Source organism: Actinomyces sp. HMT897 (assembly GCF_016626125.1).
Classification (GTDB): domain Bacteria; phylum Actinomycetota; class Actinomycetes; order Actinomycetales; family Actinomycetaceae; genus Actinomyces.
In genome coordinates this window covers 748,361-763,725 of record NZ_CP067336.1, presented here as the reverse complement: position 1 = coordinate 763,725, position 15,365 = coordinate 748,361, and the positions used below count along the sequence as shown (strand labels likewise).

General features: G+C 72.8%; 14 protein-coding genes. 5 read left to right on the top strand and 9 right to left on the bottom strand.

Annotated elements, in window-relative coordinates; all coding sequences use genetic code 11:
- Window positions 1-223: 223 nt before the first annotated feature.
- The 5 genes from JJJ15_RS03095 to rpmB form a co-directional block, all read right to left on the bottom strand.
- The gene (locus JJJ15_RS03095) at window positions 224-346 is read right to left on the bottom strand and encodes a ribosomal protein bL36 (protein ID WP_106109431.1); all 123 of its coding nucleotides are present in this window, start codon (window positions 344-346) and stop codon (window positions 224-226) included.
- A gap of 53 nt (window positions 347-399) precedes the next feature.
- Window positions 400-651: a type B 50S ribosomal protein L31 gene (locus JJJ15_RS03090; RefSeq protein WP_200511413.1), complete on the bottom strand. Its 252-nt coding sequence runs from the start codon at window positions 649-651 to the stop codon at window positions 400-402.
- 294 nt (window positions 652-945) lie between these two features.
- Window positions 946-1,251 carry a 30S ribosomal protein S14 gene (gene rpsN, locus JJJ15_RS03085; RefSeq protein WP_200511412.1) on the bottom strand — a complete coding sequence of 102 codons (306 nt, stop codon included), beginning with the start codon at window positions 1,249-1,251 and terminating at the stop codon, window positions 946-948.
- Window positions 1,251-1,421, bottom strand: coding sequence for a 50S ribosomal protein L33 (rpmG, locus tag JJJ15_RS03080; RefSeq protein ID WP_106109428.1), 171 nt, complete (start codon window positions 1,419-1,421; stop codon window positions 1,251-1,253). The genes rpsN and rpmG overlap by 1 nt, the downstream gene beginning before the upstream one ends.
- Window positions 1,421-1,657 carry a 50S ribosomal protein L28 gene (rpmB, locus tag JJJ15_RS03075; protein ID WP_165271584.1) on the bottom strand — a complete coding sequence of 79 codons (237 nt, stop codon included), beginning with the start codon at window positions 1,655-1,657 and terminating at the stop codon, window positions 1,421-1,423. The genes rpmG and rpmB overlap by 1 nt, the downstream gene beginning before the upstream one ends.
- Before the next feature lie 49 nt (window positions 1,658-1,706).
- Between rpmB and JJJ15_RS12870 the strand changes: the two genes are divergently transcribed.
- Window positions 1,707-3,371 carry a GTP-binding protein gene (locus JJJ15_RS12870; RefSeq protein WP_246742130.1) on the top strand — a complete coding sequence of 555 codons (1,665 nt, stop codon included), beginning with the start codon at window positions 1,707-1,709 and terminating at the stop codon, window positions 3,369-3,371.
- Window positions 3,372-3,629: 258 nt separating this feature from the next.
- Here JJJ15_RS12870 and JJJ15_RS03065 read toward each other — a convergent pair whose 3' ends face one another.
- The 3 genes from JJJ15_RS03065 to purU form a co-directional block, all read right to left on the bottom strand.
- Entirely contained in the window at window positions 3,630-4,154 is a 525-nt protein-coding gene (locus JJJ15_RS03065) for a DUF664 domain-containing protein (RefSeq protein WP_200511411.1), read from the bottom strand.
- 432 nt (window positions 4,155-4,586) lie between these two features.
- Complete coding sequence (locus tag JJJ15_RS03060) at window positions 4,587-5,474, bottom strand: fructose bisphosphate aldolase (protein ID WP_106109425.1); 888 nt, start codon at window positions 5,472-5,474, stop codon at window positions 4,587-4,589.
- Between the two features lie 1,520 nt (window positions 5,475-6,994).
- Window positions 6,995-7,849: a formyltetrahydrofolate deformylase gene (gene purU, locus JJJ15_RS03055; RefSeq protein ID WP_106109424.1), complete on the bottom strand. Its 855-nt coding sequence runs from the start codon at window positions 7,847-7,849 to the stop codon at window positions 6,995-6,997.
- 471 nt (window positions 7,850-8,320) lie between these two features.
- Here purU and glyA point away from each other — a divergent pair, with 471 nt between their 5' ends.
- The 4 genes from glyA to manA all read left to right on the top strand — a co-directional run bounded on the left by glyA (window position 8,321) and on the right by manA (window position 14,276).
- Entirely contained in the window at window positions 8,321-9,631 is a 1,311-nt protein-coding gene (glyA, locus tag JJJ15_RS03050; protein WP_200511410.1) for a serine hydroxymethyltransferase, read from the top strand.
- Complete coding sequence (locus JJJ15_RS03045) at window positions 9,628-10,542, top strand: bifunctional methylenetetrahydrofolate dehydrogenase/methenyltetrahydrofolate cyclohydrolase (protein ID WP_200511409.1); 915 nt, start codon at window positions 9,628-9,630, stop codon at window positions 10,540-10,542. The genes glyA and JJJ15_RS03045 overlap by 4 nt, the downstream gene beginning before the upstream one ends.
- A 157-nt stretch (window positions 10,543-10,699) precedes the next feature.
- Window positions 10,700-12,868, top strand: a complete 2,169-nt coding sequence (locus tag JJJ15_RS03040; protein ID WP_200511408.1) for a hypothetical protein — start codon at window positions 10,700-10,702, stop codon at window positions 12,866-12,868.
- Between the two features lie 199 nt (window positions 12,869-13,067).
- Window positions 13,068-14,276, top strand: coding sequence for a mannose-6-phosphate isomerase, class I (gene manA, locus JJJ15_RS03035; RefSeq protein WP_200511407.1), 1,209 nt, complete (start codon window positions 13,068-13,070; stop codon window positions 14,274-14,276).
- Window positions 14,277-14,416: 140 nt separating this feature from the next.
- On the opposite strand, the gene JJJ15_RS03030 is transcribed toward manA, so the two are convergent.
- Window positions 14,417-15,226: a TIGR03089 family protein gene (locus JJJ15_RS03030; RefSeq protein ID WP_200511406.1), complete on the bottom strand. Its 810-nt coding sequence runs from the start codon at window positions 15,224-15,226 to the stop codon at window positions 14,417-14,419.
- Window positions 15,227-15,365: the final 139 nt, after the last annotated feature.

Sequence of the window (15,365 nt, the reverse complement as noted above, 5' to 3'; positions counted from 1 at the left end):
GGATCCTTGTAGTGGTGTCGGGTCCGAGAACCAGGATGAATGTGCAACGGCGGCCGAGTTGCACATTCATCCTGTCCCAGGGTCCTGCTCGGGGAGGTAAAACGTTGAAATGACGCCAGCGCTCCGTCGGCACCTCCAGGATGAATGTGCAACACCGCCGGCCGCGGCCCCGTGCGGGACAGGGCGACGAGCACCCGAACGCTGGGTGAGGGTCCGGGCGCGCTCAGCCCTGGCGGGCCTTGAACCGGGGGTTCCTCCTGTTAATGACGTAGGTGTGGCCGCGGCGGCGCACCACTGTGGAGCCGGGCTGCCTGGCCAGGGACCGGATTGAGGCGCGGACTTTCATAGGTTCTCCTTATCTGTGCGACCGGTACGGTGCTGTCGAGGGGACGTCGCGGCTCAGCGCCTGCGCTTTCCGTAGCGGCGCTCGAACTTCTCCACCCGCCCGGCGGTGTCCAGGATGCGGCCCTGCCCGGTCCAGAAGGGGTGGGAGGCGCTGGAGACGTCCACGTCCACCACCGGGTAGGTCCTGCCGTCCTCCCACTGGATGGTCTGGGAGGAGGTCATGGTGGAGCGGGTCAGGAAGGCGAAGTCCGCGCTCTTGTCGCGAAAGACGACAGGATGGTAGTCGGGGTGGATCCCGGGTTTCATAAGGTTCCTTCGTGGGTACGGACGGAAGTGGTGGGCTGGCGTGGGTACGGACGGGCCGGAGGGGCCGGAGCGGGTGGCGGGCAGGAGCCGGAGGCGGTCGAGGTGGTGACTGCTGGCGGGGCCGGCCTGCTGCCGCACGGCGGAACCGGCCCGTTGCCTCCGTGGGCCGGAGCGGGCGGTCGGACCGGTCGGGTTCCCGGCCCGGTCCAGCCCGTTGCCCGTGGGTCGGGCCGGGTGGCGGCCCACAGGTATGGGTATGACGCGGTCCGGCCCGTCGCCCGTGGGGCTGGCGCCCTACCAGGAGGACTTGACGATGCCGGGGAGCTGGCCGTGCAGCGCCATCTGGCGGAAGCGCACCCGTGAGGTGCCGGTAACCCGCAGGTAGCCGCGGGGTCGGCCGTCCACGGCGTCGCGGTTGCGCAGACGTGTGGGGGAGGCGTCGCGGGGCAGGGCGTGCAGGGCGGCCATGGCCGCGTCCCGCTCGGCCTGGGTCAGGTGGGGGTTGACCGAGGCCCTCCTCAGCTCGGCCCGTCGCTCGGCGTAGCGGGCGACCACCTTCTGGCGCCGCAGCTCGGCGGCGATCTTGGACTTCTTGGCCATTAGCGGGTCTCCTTGTACTCCACGTGGCGGCGTACGACCGGGTCGAACTTGCGCAGGACCAGGCGCTCGGGGGTGTTGCGGCGGTTCTTGCGGGTCACGTAGGTGTGGCCGGTGCCGGCGGTGGAGACCAGCCTGATCACGGGACGCAGGTCCTTGGACTTGGTGGCCACTAGATCCTCTCCCCACGTGCCAGCATCTGGGCCACGACGACGTCGATGCCCTTGGCGTCAATGATCCTGATGCCCTGGGTGCTCACCGTCAGGCGGACCGTCCGGCCCAGCGAGGGGACCCAGTAGCGCTTGGACTGGAGGTTGGGGTTCCAGCGTCGACTCACCCGGCGGTGGGAGTGGGAGACGCTCTTCCCGAACACCGGGCGCTTGCCCGTGACTTGGCAGTACGTGGTCATGCAGTGCATGATAAGAATGGTTATCATTCATGGTCAACTTGGAGGTCCCGTGAGTCGTCCCACCGCCCACCGTCTGGCCCTGGTCAGCGCCGTCGACCCGGTGCTGCTCGACCTGACCGCCCTGAGCCTGTCCGGCCAGGAAGCCCTGGTCCTGACCGCCACCCTCCACAGCGGCCAGCGCCCTGACCAGGACGGCCTGACGGGCCCCGGTGCGTGGGATACGTCTGCACGCGGCCAGCGTGCGGACCCGCCCCAGGTGACGGGCCCCGGTGCGTGGGACGCCTCCGGGCAGGAGGCCGACTGGCCGGGGGCGGACCAGGAAGGGTCCGGCTGGGAGGAGGCCGGCTGGGAGGAGGCTGGACCCCGTGACGGCGGTGGCTGGGACGTCCCCGGTTGGGAGGAGGGGCCTGGCTACGGCGTGGTGCGGCTGACCGGGGGCGCCTGGCATGAGCCTGTCCACCTGGACCTGCCCATGCGCCACGCCTGCCTCACCTGCTCCCTGCGTGACGCCCTGGCGGAGCTCGCCTGCTCCCGCGCCCAGGACGACCCCGGTGGCGCCACCATCGTCCTGCTGCCGCCCGCCGTCGAGCTGCCCCACCTGGTGCCCGGGCTCGCCCACGCGCTGGAGGAGGAGCCGGGGGCGGTCCTGGCCGGGGTCGCCCACGTCATTGACACCCAGCGGGCCGTGGCCGACGTCCTGGGGCACCAGAGCCTGTCCGAGCTCGGCCTGGCCCTGGCGGAGGGGGACCAGCGCTGCACCGGCGAGGTGCACCTGGTCAACCTCGGCTACGCCGACGTCATCCTGGCCCTGGGAGCCCAGGAGCCCGGCCGCGCCGCGGGGGCGCGAGGCGGGAGCAGGGGGACCGGGGAGCCCGACAGGTCCGGGGCCGGGTCTGGATCCGGGGCTGGGGCTGGGGCCGGGGCCGGGTGCGAGTCCGTAGCCGAGGCTGGGTGCGGGTCTGGGCGCGAGTCTGGGGCCAAGGCCGGGTCTGGATCCGGGGCCGAGGCCGGGCGCGAGTCTGTCGCCGGGTGCGGGTCTGGGACTGGCTCGAGGTCAGGCCCCGGCCAGGTAAGGGGTGGGGGACGGAAGGACGGAGGGTCCGGAGCCGGGTCCGCGCAGGCTGTACGGGCCGAAGATCCCGGGGCGGGGAGCTCGGCGGGGGCCGAGCTCGTGGAGCACCTGCGCCCCCACGACACCCTCCTCCTGCCCGGCCTGGAGCACCCCCTCGCCCAGGTCCTGCTGTCCCTGCGACACGATGCGACGGCGGCCCTGGCCCGCGTCCACCCGGCCACCACCCAGGCCTGGGGCGGGCCGCAGGTGCACGGGGCCTGGACCCTGGACCTGTCCTCCAGCCTGCCCTTCCACCCCGGGCGCCTGCGCGAGCTCGTCGCCGACCTGGCTGGCCAGGGCGTGTGCGCCCGCGGATGCTTCTGGCTGCCCAGCCGCCCCGGGCGGGTGTGCGTCTGGGAGCTCGCCGGGGGCGCCCTGACCGTGGGCGACGCCGGGACCTGGAATGACGTACCGCTGCGTGAGGGCCAGGAGCCTGGTGAGCCCCGCTGTCACCTGGTGGTCACCGGTCTGGGCAACCCCGGGGTCCGCGACCGGGTCCGGTGGGCCTTTGAGAGGATCCTCCTGCGCCAGGACGAGCTCGCCCTGGCCATGAGCTGGATCGGGGCCGACGACGGCCTGGGGGACTGGTTCGGGGACCGGTAGCCCGGCCGGGGGGCGGGTAGCCCGGCTCCCGGCGCTGTGGGGCTCGGTGCCGTGGAGCGCGGCGCGGACCTGTCGCTGGCCCCGTGCAGGATGTGGGCGGCCAGGGGGCAACCTGCTGGTGGGCCCGGTAGCGGTGTCTGCTGGTACCGGTTCCCACGGCGTAGGCCCACCGCTGGCCTCGTGCGGGACGTGGGTGACTAGGGGCCAGCCTCACGGCGCAGGCCCACCGGCTCCGGACACCGTTGTGAGCGCGCGGTGTCAGCCCTCCAGGCCCAGCAGGCGCCGGGAGTAGACGGCCTGGCCCGAGTGCTGGGCGGCGTCGTCGACAATGGAGACCAGGCGCGTGATCCGGGTGACGGGCGGGTTCCAGGAGGTGTCGATGACCTCCTCCAGGCAGGCCGGATCCAGGGTGCGCAGGTAGTCCTCAGCCAGGGCGTAGGCAGCATCCAGGTACTCCGTGAGGAGGGAGGTGCTGGTGACCCGGACCTGGGCCGCCAGGTCGGGGGTGTGGTGCCAGTCCTCGGTGTCGTCGGGCAGGGGGAGGGCAAAGTGCTGACTGAACCCCGCGGCGGTCCACAGCGGCTCGGTGCCTCGCAGGTCGCTGACCTGGAGGTCGATCTCGCGGGCGGTGTGCCACGCCAGCCAGGCCAGGGAGTCGATCCGGGGTGCCTTCAGGGGCTCGGGCTGGGTGTTCGCCTGCTCGGCGGTCACCCCGTCGAGCGCCCGGCCCAGGCGCTCCCGGGAGCGGGACAGGGAGTCAATGAGGACGTTCTTAAGGCTCATGGGACCAACCATAGGAGATCCGTGCCACTGGGCGGGGTCGCGACGCTGCCGGGGCCGGGAACGGCTCAGGACGCTCTGCTGTTGTCTGCGCCAGACCAGGAGCCCCTGGCCAGCTAGGACCAGCCCGGGGGCGCCTGCGCCTACCGGGGTCGTCATGGAAGCCGGGCGGATGATCGCGTCGGTGTGGGGGGCGCCTGCGCCTACCGGGGTCGTCACCATGGGTTGAGACCGGAGGTTGAGGCCGGACCAGCCGGAACCGGTCTGGCGCCTGCTCGCCGGGGCGGCCAGGCCTGTTCGCGCTGTACCACCGGGCGAGGCCCGGCGTCGGTCAGCCTCCCCTACAGAATCTGACCGACGCCGGGGTGGTGCGCGGACAACCCCGGATGTGTCCGCACGCCACGACTGTGCTCGCCAGCCCCGCGCCCTAGGGCCTCAGGTCGTGCTGGCGGCGTAGATGCTCTCAATGGTGGAGGCCAGGGCGGCGTCGAAGGTCTCCTGGTCCTGGGAGTCGGCCAGGTCCTCCAGCAGCGCCCGCGAGAAGCTGGCAATGAGGCCGGGGTTACGGGCCAGGCGCTCGTTGGCCTCCTGACGGGGGTAGCCGCCGGAGAGCGCCACCACGCGCACCACCCGCGGGTGCTCCATGAGCGGGGTGTAGAGGCCGTCCACGGTGGGGATGGAGACCTTGAGCAGGACGTCGCGGCCCTCGGGCAGGGCGTCCAGGTGCCTGGTAATGGCCGCGCGCAGCAGCTCCTCGGCCTCCGCCTTGTCCGGGGCGTGGATGTCCACCTCCGGCTCGATAATGGGTGCCAGACCCGCGTCGAGGATCTGGGAGGCCACCTCGAACTGCTGGTCCACCACCTGGTCCACGCCCGCGGGGTCGGCCCCCAGGATGACCGAACGCATCTTGGTGCCGAAGATGTGGGCTGCCACGGCCCGCTCCAGCAGGGCGTCCAGGCCCTCGATAGGACGCATGAGGCGGACGTTGTGCTCGGGGTCGGCCAGGCCCTTGTCCACCTTGAGGAAGGGCACGATGCCCTTGACGTCCCACAGGTAGTCGGCCGTCGGGCGGCCCTCGACCTGGGAGTCCATGGTGCGCTCGAACAGGATCGCCCCCAGGATGCGCTTAGAGGTGAAGGCCGGGCTGGTGATGACGCGGGCGCGCATGGCGTGGACCAGGGCGAACATCTCCTCGTCCGTGGAGTAGCGCTCCGGGCCGATCCCGTACCCCTTCAGGGCGCGGGGCGTGGATCCTCCCGACTGGTCCAGGGCTGCGATAAAGCCGGCGCCGGTACGCATCCGGTCCAGCTGCTGAGTGTTCACGGTTCCTCCTGTGCGACGTGGTGTCGAGTGGGTGACGGTGTGGATACCATCAGTATAGTTGATAATCATTATCGAGCAAAGTGTGAGATGTGACATATTGAGGTGGTGGGTCGGGCGTGTCGAGGTGGTCTGCCTGTATACGGTGCGTCCTCCCTTGCCCGTGGGGTGGCAGGGGCCGCCTGGCTGGCTGACTGCCGCTGGCGGGCCGCCGCCCCCGGCTGGCCGCCGCTGGCCGCCGCCCTGGAGGCCTGTATTCGTTCGCGGGGCGGTCGGCTCGCGCAGGTCGGCCAGGCCCGGGCGGCCGTCGGTCCGCCCTCGCCCGCGGGGTGGTGGCCGCCAGCGCGACAGCCGTCCGCCCTCGCCCGCGAACTCGGCTCGGATGCTGGCGCGGGGTCGGCTTCGGGGCTGTCCTGCTGAGTGCGCTCCTCGTCATGGGTCTCGCGCCGCGTCCGCCAGGGGTCCGGCGTCGCCCTGGGTATGGTCCTCCTCAGTCTGTGGACGTCTGGGCGTGCGCCGGGGCCGCTCGCGCCGGGCTCGCTCGAGCTGGACGCGCTTAAGGCCGGGTGAACGTGCTCTTGCGTATATGAACGCTGCCAGGAGGCACGTTCACCCCAGCGACAGCGCGTTCACCTGGGTGGCAGCGCGTTCACCTGCTCTGAGGCGCGTTCACCTGGGTGGCAGCGCGTTCACCCCCGCTGGGCGCGCGGTACCGTTGTCCCCGCCCGGGCTGCGGGAGGGCTGCTCGGTCGCCACCGCACGCTCACGCCGCTGGCGCGCTCGCCCGGGCTGCGGGGGTGCTTGCGCGCCGTCGTCCAGTTTGCCCGAGGTCAGCCCGATGGTCGCACCTCTGCGGATCCTGGTACCGTGGATCTCCGACCCGTGACCGGGGCGGTATCCGGTGCGGGCGCTCAGGGCGGAGTCAGGAGCTGATGACCAGGACCGGAGCCAGAAGGCCCTACCACGTCGGCCTCACGCCTACGGCGATTATCGACGTCGCCGTCGAGGCCACGCGCGGTACCGGGCTCGATTCGTGGTCGGTGCGCGATCTGGCCGGGCGCCTCGGTGTGGCCACCTCGACGCTGTACCACCACGTCGGCGGGCAGGAGCTGCTGCGTCAGCACGTCGTGGAGCGGGTTCTGGCTATGGTCGGCTTCCCTACGACGGTCCTGCCCTGGCGGTGCCGGGCGGATGTTTTGTCGCAATCTGAGGATCAGAGCCGACCCCACCCCGTCCCAGGCTTTGTGCGCCCAATGTCCACGCAGGTCAGAAGCCTGAGCCTCGACACGCCTGAGGGTGCCTACCTCCCTGATCCTCAGATTGCGACACGCATGCGGATCCGGGGCGGCAAGCGCGTGGGAAAATACCCGAGGTGCCGCATAAACCAGGCTTATGCCGGGAGACACGGCGGGCACCCGACGCCCCTTCCGTTCTCGCGAGCAATAAGTACCGTTCTCGCGGCGAATAAGTACCGTTCTCGCGGAGGAGGGGGCGGGAGGAGGGGGCGGGGCGGGCGGTCGCCCTCAGGCGAAGACGACGGTGCGCTGGCCGTTGAGCAGCACGCGGTGCTCGGCGTGCCAGCGCACCGCCTGGGCCAGCACCCGGCGCTCCACGTCCTGCCCCTTGGCGCGCAGGGACGCCACTGAGTCCTCGTGGGTGGCCCGGGTGACGTCCTGCTCGATAATGGGGCCCTCGTCCAGGTCCGCCGTCACGTAGTGGGCGGTGGCCCCAATGAGCTTCACCCCCCGCTGGTGGGCCTGACGGTAGGGGTTGGCGCCCTTGAAGCTGGGCAGGAAGGAGTGGTGGATATTGATCACGCCCCCGTGCAGCCGCTCGCACAGGGCGGGGGAGAGGATCTGCATGTAGCGGGCCAGGACCACCAGCTCGACGCCGAGGCCGTCCACCAGCCCCAGCAGCTCGGCCTCAGCCGCCTCCCTCGTGTCCCGCGTGACGGGCACGCAGGTGAAGGGCGCCCCGTAGAACTCCGCGACGTCCCGCAGGTCCTCGTGGTTGCCCACCACGCCCACCACGTCAATCGGCAGCCCCTGGCTGCGGGCCCGGAACAGCAGGTCGGTCAGGCAGTGCCCCTCCCTGCTCACCATGACCAGGGTGCGCAGGGGGCGGCCGACCTCGTCCAGGCTCCAGGTCATCTGGTAGGCCCCGGCGAGCTCGGCGAGGTCCTTCTCCAGCTCTGCGCGAGGCACGGTGGTCAGGACCTGGACGCGCATAAAGAACAGGCCGGAGTCCTCGTCGCCGAACTGCTTGGACTCGGTAATGTTCCCGCCACGGCGGGCCAGGGCCCCAGAGACGGCGTGGACGATACCGGGCCGGTCAGGGCAGGACAGTGACAGGACCAGGTGGCAGGCGGGGTCAGACATGGCCCTAAGCCTATCCGTCCCGCTGCGTGGTCAGTCGCCCTCCGGCCCCGCGGGCTGGGCACCGAGCGTGGGCTCCTCGACGCGGGCCGTGCGCAGTCGCCCCAGGGCCCCGGGGGCTGGCCAGGGAGGGGGCACGCAGCTGGGTGGAGCCCTCGCAGTCGCCCTCGGGCCCCGGGGCGCAGGCCCGACGCTGCCGTCCTCCTGGTCGCGGAGCGTGAGCCGGCCGCCGTCGGGCGCCCAGCTCGGCCGGACGGGCCGCTGGCAGGATGAGCCGGCCGCCGTCGGGCGCCCCGTGACACGCGATACCCTGTGCCCCCGCCCCTGAGGCTAGGATGGCCCTGCCGGCGCGACTGGCGAGGGTGGTCCACCACCGGGGAGCGGCGGCAGCGGGGGCGCCTGGCCGTGCCCGTGCACCGGGGTACCTGGCCGCCCGCCTGGGCCGAGGCCCGCCGCGAGTCACCAAGGAGAACCATGACCGCTTCCGGCAACAGTCCTGTCAACAACCAGCCCCTGGCCGAGCTCGACCCCGAGATCGCCGAGGTCCTCACCGGCGAGCTCACCCGCCAGCGCGAGACCCTGGAGATGATCGCCTCGGAGAACTTCGTGCCCCGCGCGGTCCTGGAGTGCCAGGGCTCGGTCCTGACCAACAAGTACGCCGAGGGCTACCCCGGGCGGCGCTACTACGGCGGCTGCGAGGTGGTGGACGTGGCCGAGAACCTGGCGATCGAGCGCGCCAAGGCCGTCTTCGACGCCGAGTACGTCAACGTCCAGCCCCACTCCGGGGCCCAGGCCAACGCCGCCGTCCTCCACGCCCTGGCCACCCCCGGCGACACCCTCCTGGGCCTGTCCCTGGCCCACGGCGGCCACCTCACCCACGGCATGAGGATCAACTTCTCCGGCAAGAACTACCACGCCACCGCCTACGGCGTGGACGAGACCAGCATGCGCATTGAGATGGACCAGGTGCGCCAGGCCGCCCTGCGCGAGCGCCCCACCGTGCTCATCGCCGGGTGGTCCGCCTACCCCCGCCACCTGGACTTCGCCGCCTTCCGCTCCATCGCCGACGAGGTCGGCGCCGCCCTGTGGGTGGACATGGCCCACTTCGCCGGGCTCGTGGCCGCTGGACTGCACCCCTCCCCGCTGCCCTACGCCGACGTGGTGTCCACCACCGTCCACAAGACCCTGGGCGGCCCCCGCTCCGGCATGATCCTGTCCAACCGGGCCGAGCAGTGGGGCAAGAAGCTCAACTCCGCCGTCTTCCCCGGCCAGCAGGGCGGCCCCCTCATGCACGTCATCGCCGCCAAGGCCGTGGCCATGAGGATCGCTGGCACCCAGGAGTTCCGCGAGCGCCAGGAGCGCACCGTGCGCGGCGCCCGCCTCCTTGCCGAGCGCCTGGGGGCCGACGACGTGCGCACCGCCGGGATCCGGCTGGTCACCGGCGGCACCGACGTCCACCTGGTGCTCGTGGACCTGCGCGAGGCCCCCCTGGACGGCCAGCAGGCCGAGGACCTGCTCCACGCCGCCGGCATCACCGTCAACCGCAACGCTGTCCCCTTCGACCCCCGACCCCCGCGCGTGACCTCCGGGCTGCGCATCGGCACGCCGGCGCTGGCCACCCGCGGCTTCGGGGAGGCCGAGTTCACCGAGGTCGCCGACATTATCGCCACCACCCTGGTGGCCGGTGCCGCCGGGAGGGCCGACGAGGATGTCCTGGCCGGCCTGCGCGGGCGGGTCAGGACGCTCACCGACGCCTTCCCCCTCTACCCGGGACTGGTCCAGTGAGGGCCCCCTGGGCCGGGCCGGCCCGGGTCCTGGACGGGGCGGCCACCGCCGCCGCCCTCAAGGCCGAGCTGCGCACCCGCGTGGAGGCGCTGCGCGAGCGTGGTCTCACCCCGGGCCTGGGCACGGTCCTGGTGGGCCAGGACCCCGGCAGCCTTAAGTACGTGGCCGGCAAGCACGCCGACTGCGCCGAGGTGGGCATCGCCTCCATCCGTACCGACCTGCCCGCCACCGCCACCCAGGCCCAGGTGGAGGCCGCCGTCGATCGTCTCAACGCCGATGACGCCTGCACCGGCTACATTGTCCAGCTGCCCCTGCCCGCGGGGATCGACACCAACGCCGTCCTGGAGCGCGTCGACCCGGCCAAGGACGCCGACGGGCTGCACCCCACCAACCTGGGACGCCTGGTGCTGCGGTCCTCCGGCCCCGTCACCTCGCCCCTGCCGTGCACGCCCCGGGCCTGCATCGAGCTCATGACCCGCCACGGCATCGACCTGGCGGGGGCGGACGTGTGCGTCGTGGGACGCGGGATCACCGTGGGCCGCTCCATCGGCCTGCTGCTGGGGCGCAAGGACGTCAACGCCACCGTGGACGTGTGCCACACCGGGACCCGGGACCTGGCCGCCCACGTGCGCCGGGCCGACGTCGTTATCGCGGCCGCCGGCAGGCCCGGTATTGTGACGGCGGACATGGTGGCGCCCGGTGCCGTGGTCCTGGACGTGGGCGTCTCGCGCGTCGTGGACCCGGCCACCGGCAGGGGCCGGATCGCCGGGGACGTGGCCGACGGCGTGGACGAGGTCGCGGCCTGGCTCTCCCCCAACCCGGGCGGGGTGGGGCCCATGACCCGGGCCCTGCTGCTGGCCAATGTGGTGGAGGCCGCCGAGCGTCGCCTGGCCGGCCGCGACCAGGGCTGAGACGGGGCCGGTCCACCCGCGGCCCACGTCGCGCAGGGCAGGATAGTGCTGGCGCAGCTTGGGCAGGCTCAGGATGCGCGGCCCACGTCGCGCGGGGGGCAGGAACTGGTCTCCCCAGGGGCTCGATTCCGCTCTGGGCGGGTGCTTGGATATGCCCATGACCCACATCCCCGGCTCAACCGGTCCCGGGCAGACGGCTGAGCAGTCCCTTGACCACCTCATCGCGGAGGCCGAGTCGGCGTCCGATACCCGCAGACGGCGTCGACGTCGTCCCAGGCCGCTGGTGGTGGTCCTGGTCTTGGCGCTGCTCGCCGGCCTGGGAGCGGGCACGGGCTGGCTGGTGGGCAGGTTCGTGCCCCGGGGCAGCCTCCAGGACCCGCCCACCGTGGTCTCCATCGTTGACTTCTCCATGGTGGGAGACGGCGAGCAGATCGAGGCCACCGGTGACCCGGTGCTGCGCTCAGGGAGCACCGCGGTCATGCGTCTGCGCGACGGCGAGCGGGATCTGCTCAGCGCCGTGGACGTGGCGGGCTTAACCAGCTACCCCCGGTGGACCGCGCCCCTTCCCGCGAACGCGGGCCCGTGCGCGCTGGACGGGACGGTCGTGCGCTGCGGCGAGGGCTTCGCTCTGGACGTGGACAGGGGCCGCCCCCAGGCCTCTGGTGGTAACGCCTCCGCCCCAACGTCCCCCGGAAGCTCCACCCCCGCTCCGCGCCATGCGCCCTCCGTCCCGACGGCTGCCAGCAGCTCCACCCCCGCCTCGGCAGCCTCCGGCAACGCTACTTCAGCCCCGGGAAGCGCTACTCCGGCCCCGGTAGTCCCGGGAAGCGCCACCCTGGCGGGGGCGGCCAGCGACCAGGTCCCCTACGCCCTGGGGGCCGACGGCTCGGTGACGGACCGGTCAGGCGCCGTCGTGAGCGGCCTGAGGCTGGGATCCCCCACCTGGGTGCTGCCGGCCCAGGCGCCGCGGAGCCTGGGAGCCGTGCCCCTGCCGGGGAAGCGTGACGTCTGGGTCGTGTGCGACGGCACCACCCTGGCCGCGCTCGAGGGCGCCGACGTGCTGTGGACGGTCACCCTGCCCGAGGGCACGGCGCAGGTCAGCGGGTTCACCGAGGGCGGCTCCCCGCACTGGCTGGTGGGTGACACCCTGGTGGTGGGCACACCCTCGGGCGTGGTGGCCCGGGACCTGGCCGACGGCAGTGAGTCCTGGAGGGTTGACGTCCCCTTGAGGTCGTGGACCTCGGACGACCAGTACCTCTACCTGTGGTCCCACAGCTCCCTGAGCGTTGCCGACCTGACCCGGCCCGTCGACGCCTCGGTCACCCAGGTCACTGCCGTCGCCCAGCACCAGGGGGAGCCGGACCGGGCCCCGAGCGCCGAGGAGCTGAGGAACGCCACCCTGGAGGTCCCCGAGCGCTGCGGCCTGCGGGTCTCACCCAGCGAGGCCTCCGAGCAGGGCCGGGAGCGGGTGACCTTCGTGGACGGCCAGGCCTCCGGCGGCTCCCAGCAGAACGCGAGGACGACCATTAAGGAGGTCGTCACCACGGTCTTCGAGGGGCGGCCCGCGGCGGTGGTCCGGGCCAACTGCTCCTACGGCGGCGCCTACGAGGACGACTTCATTATGGTCTACGACCCCGACCACAAGCTCGTGGCCGCCCTGGACCCCGTCCCCCACAAGCAGGAGCTCGGCGGCAGCATCTCCGACTTCACCATTACCTCCCTGAGCGTGTTCGGGGGGTCCCTCCACCTGTCCTGGAACAATATCGCCCTGTACGGGGACGAGGACTACCACGCCAGCCGCAAGTCCGGCAGCGCCGACGGCGACTTCGTCTGGGACGGACAGAGGTTCGTGGCCACCGACCTCGTCTTCCACACCGGGCAGGGCGACGTGCGCCTGCCCCGCCTGGAGGCGGTACAGGACTTCGTGGACGCGGTGGTCGCCCATGACGACGCCAGGGCCGCGCAGTGGGCCGTACCGAGTCTCATGAGCGCCCTGGACCGCAACGCCCCCTACAGCGGCTTCACCGTCCGGGAGTCCTACTTCCCGAAGGGGTCCACGGTCGGGGAGTGCATCCTCCTGCCCGCCGTCGGGTCGCCCAACATGCTCGGCATGAGCACCGTGTACTTCGGCAACGGCCGCAAGGCCTCGATCCGTCCCGGTGACGCCTCCCAGATCGTCCAGGAGGGCCCCTACCGGTCCGGCGACATTATGTGCGGGCTGGACCGTTCGGCCGACCACTCCGACAGGTTCGGCACCTGGATTATGCTCCGTGGCAGGCCGGACGGCAGCGTGGAGGTCTACACCCCCGGACCCGGCAGCGACTGAGGCCCCGGGCCCGTTGGCGGGCCCCTGCCGGCCTCCAGGCCGCATCCTGACCGCCCGGGGCCGGTGGCGGGGCCTACACCGTGTGGCTGGCGCACGCTCAGGTCACCCCGGCTTCCCGGGGCCGCTGGCGGGGCCGGTGGTGGCTGAGGCCCCCGCCCCGGATCCTGGGACGTGCCGGCAGTAGGCTACGGTGGCGCCCATGGAACGACTTGCCGGAGCCCGTCAGCGCTACGACTGGGGCTCGACGACGGCCGTCTTCGACTTCCTGGGCCAGGAGCCGGACGGCCAGCCGTGGGCCGAGCTGTGGCTGGGCGCCCACCCCAACGGGCCCACCCACCTGGTGGACGCCTCGGGGGACGCTTCGCCCACCACCTTGGAGCAGCTCGTCGCCGCCGAGCCCCAGCGGCTCCTGGGCGCCGACGTGGTGCGTCGCTTCGGCCCCCAGCTGCCCTACCTGCTCAAGGTGATCGCCCCCGGCCAGGTGCTCTCCCTCCAGGTGCACCCCTCCCTGGAGCAGGCCGCCGAGGGCTACGCCCTGGAGAACGAGGCCGGGATAGCTCCCTCCCACCCTCTGCGCAACTACAAGGACCCCAACCACAAGCCCGAGATGGTCCTGGCCCTGGAGCACTTCGAGGCCGTGGCCGGGTTCCGGGCGCCACGGCGTGCCGCGGAGGTCCTGGCGGGCCTGGAGTCGCGCCTGGCACGGCGGATGCGCCGCTCCCTCGTCCTCAACCCCACCCGCTTCGGCATCCGCCAGGTCTTCTCCGACCTGGTCTCCGTCGGGTCGCGGCCCACCAGCCAGGAGGTCGACGACCTGGCCGCCGAGCTCGCGGGGCGCCTGGGGCGGGGGGAGTCCCCCTCCCGGCGGGTGGACGCCAACGCCGTCGCCATGGCCCGCACCTTCCCCGGCGACCCCGGGATCGCGGCGGCGCTCCTGCTCAACCCGGTCACCCTGCGGCCCGGTGAGGCGCTGTTCGTGCCCGCCGGCAGCGTGCACGCCTACGTCTCCGGCCTGGGCGTGGAGATTATGGCCTCCTCGGACAATGTGCTGCGCGCGGGCCTGACCACCAAGCACGTCGACGTCCCGGCCATGCTGGCCTGCGTGGACTACGTGGCGGCCCCGCCGGTGCGCCCCGCCCCCGAGTACCTCTCCCACGCCACCCGGGCCTACTACGCTCCCGTGGACGACTTCGAGCTGCTGGTCACCGACGTGGTCCGGGCCGACGGGCGGGTGCAGGTCCCCGGTCGCGGGCCCCGCATCGTCCTGGGCCTGGCCGGGAGCGTGACGGTGACGACGCCGTCGGGTCAGGAGGTCCTGGCCCGCGGCCAGGCGGTGTTCGTGGGCGCCGACGAGCGCACCCTGGCCGTCGAGGGGCAGGGGACGGTGGTCCAGGCCGACGTGCCGTGAGCGCCGTCCCCGGCCTCCTGGGGCCCTGCCCGGGCCAGTCTGCCTCCCGCCCGGGGGTCAGCCTGCCCCCTGCCCGGGGGTCAGCCGTCACCGATCAGCGCCTGCCCCTTGGTGATCGCTCAGGCTGCCCCCGCCCCGGCTCAGCCCACCAGCTCCTGGCGACGCGCCGCTGCCAGGACGTCCTCACCGGCCTGGGGCGACACCAGGACGGCGGCGCGCCGCTGCCGCCAGGCGCCCAGGACCAGGGGCAGCGCCTGGTCCAGGGGGCCGGTGCGGGTGAGGGGGACCCGCTCCCGGTCCCCTGACGGCCCCTGCGCCAGGGTCGCGCGGTCCAGCCGGGTGACGGCCCGGGGCGGGGCGTCCCCGGGACCAGCCCCGGAGCCGGCGAGGGGGCCGGGACCAGCCCCGGGGCCGGCGCCGGCGTCGGCCAGCACGGTCAGGGCGGGCGCCCGGCCCTGCGCCGCTGCCGGCGGGCAGTAGTCGGGGTAGGCCATGACGTCGGCGACGCCGTCGAGCACCAGCGGCGGCAGCTCGCGCACCTCGCCCCCGCCGCCGTCCCAGCGCAGGGCCAGCGGCGAGCCGGGCAGGAGCACCTGGAGCTCGGCCTGAGCCAGGTCGTCGGGGACGAGGGCGACCGACAGGCCCACCTCCACCACGCCGGCGTCCACCGCCCGGGTGACCGTCCCGGCCCGGCCCAGGACCACCTCGCGGCCCGCCCACCAGGCCCCGGCGCACCACAGGACGGTCCTCCAGTGGGTCGCGCCGCCCACGTGGACCGCGCTGCCGGGCCAGGTCTGCTCCTCCAGGAGCCCGGCCGCCTTGCACACCCACATGGCGGCCACGTGACCGGTCAGCTCCACGCGCTCCCCGCCGGGCCCGTACCACACCAGCCAGGGTCGGTCCTTGTCCGCTTTGGACGGAATCTGTGAGGCGAGCAGGTCGGGTCCCATGGCCTGATTCAAGCACGACCGCGCCCCTGAACCCGGAGACGGAACCGCGTCGGCCTGCGGTTTTGTGACCATACTGTGACCTGCGCCAGGGTATGGTGGGGGCTGTTGAGCGGCCCGGGGACCACCCGGAGCCGCTGCG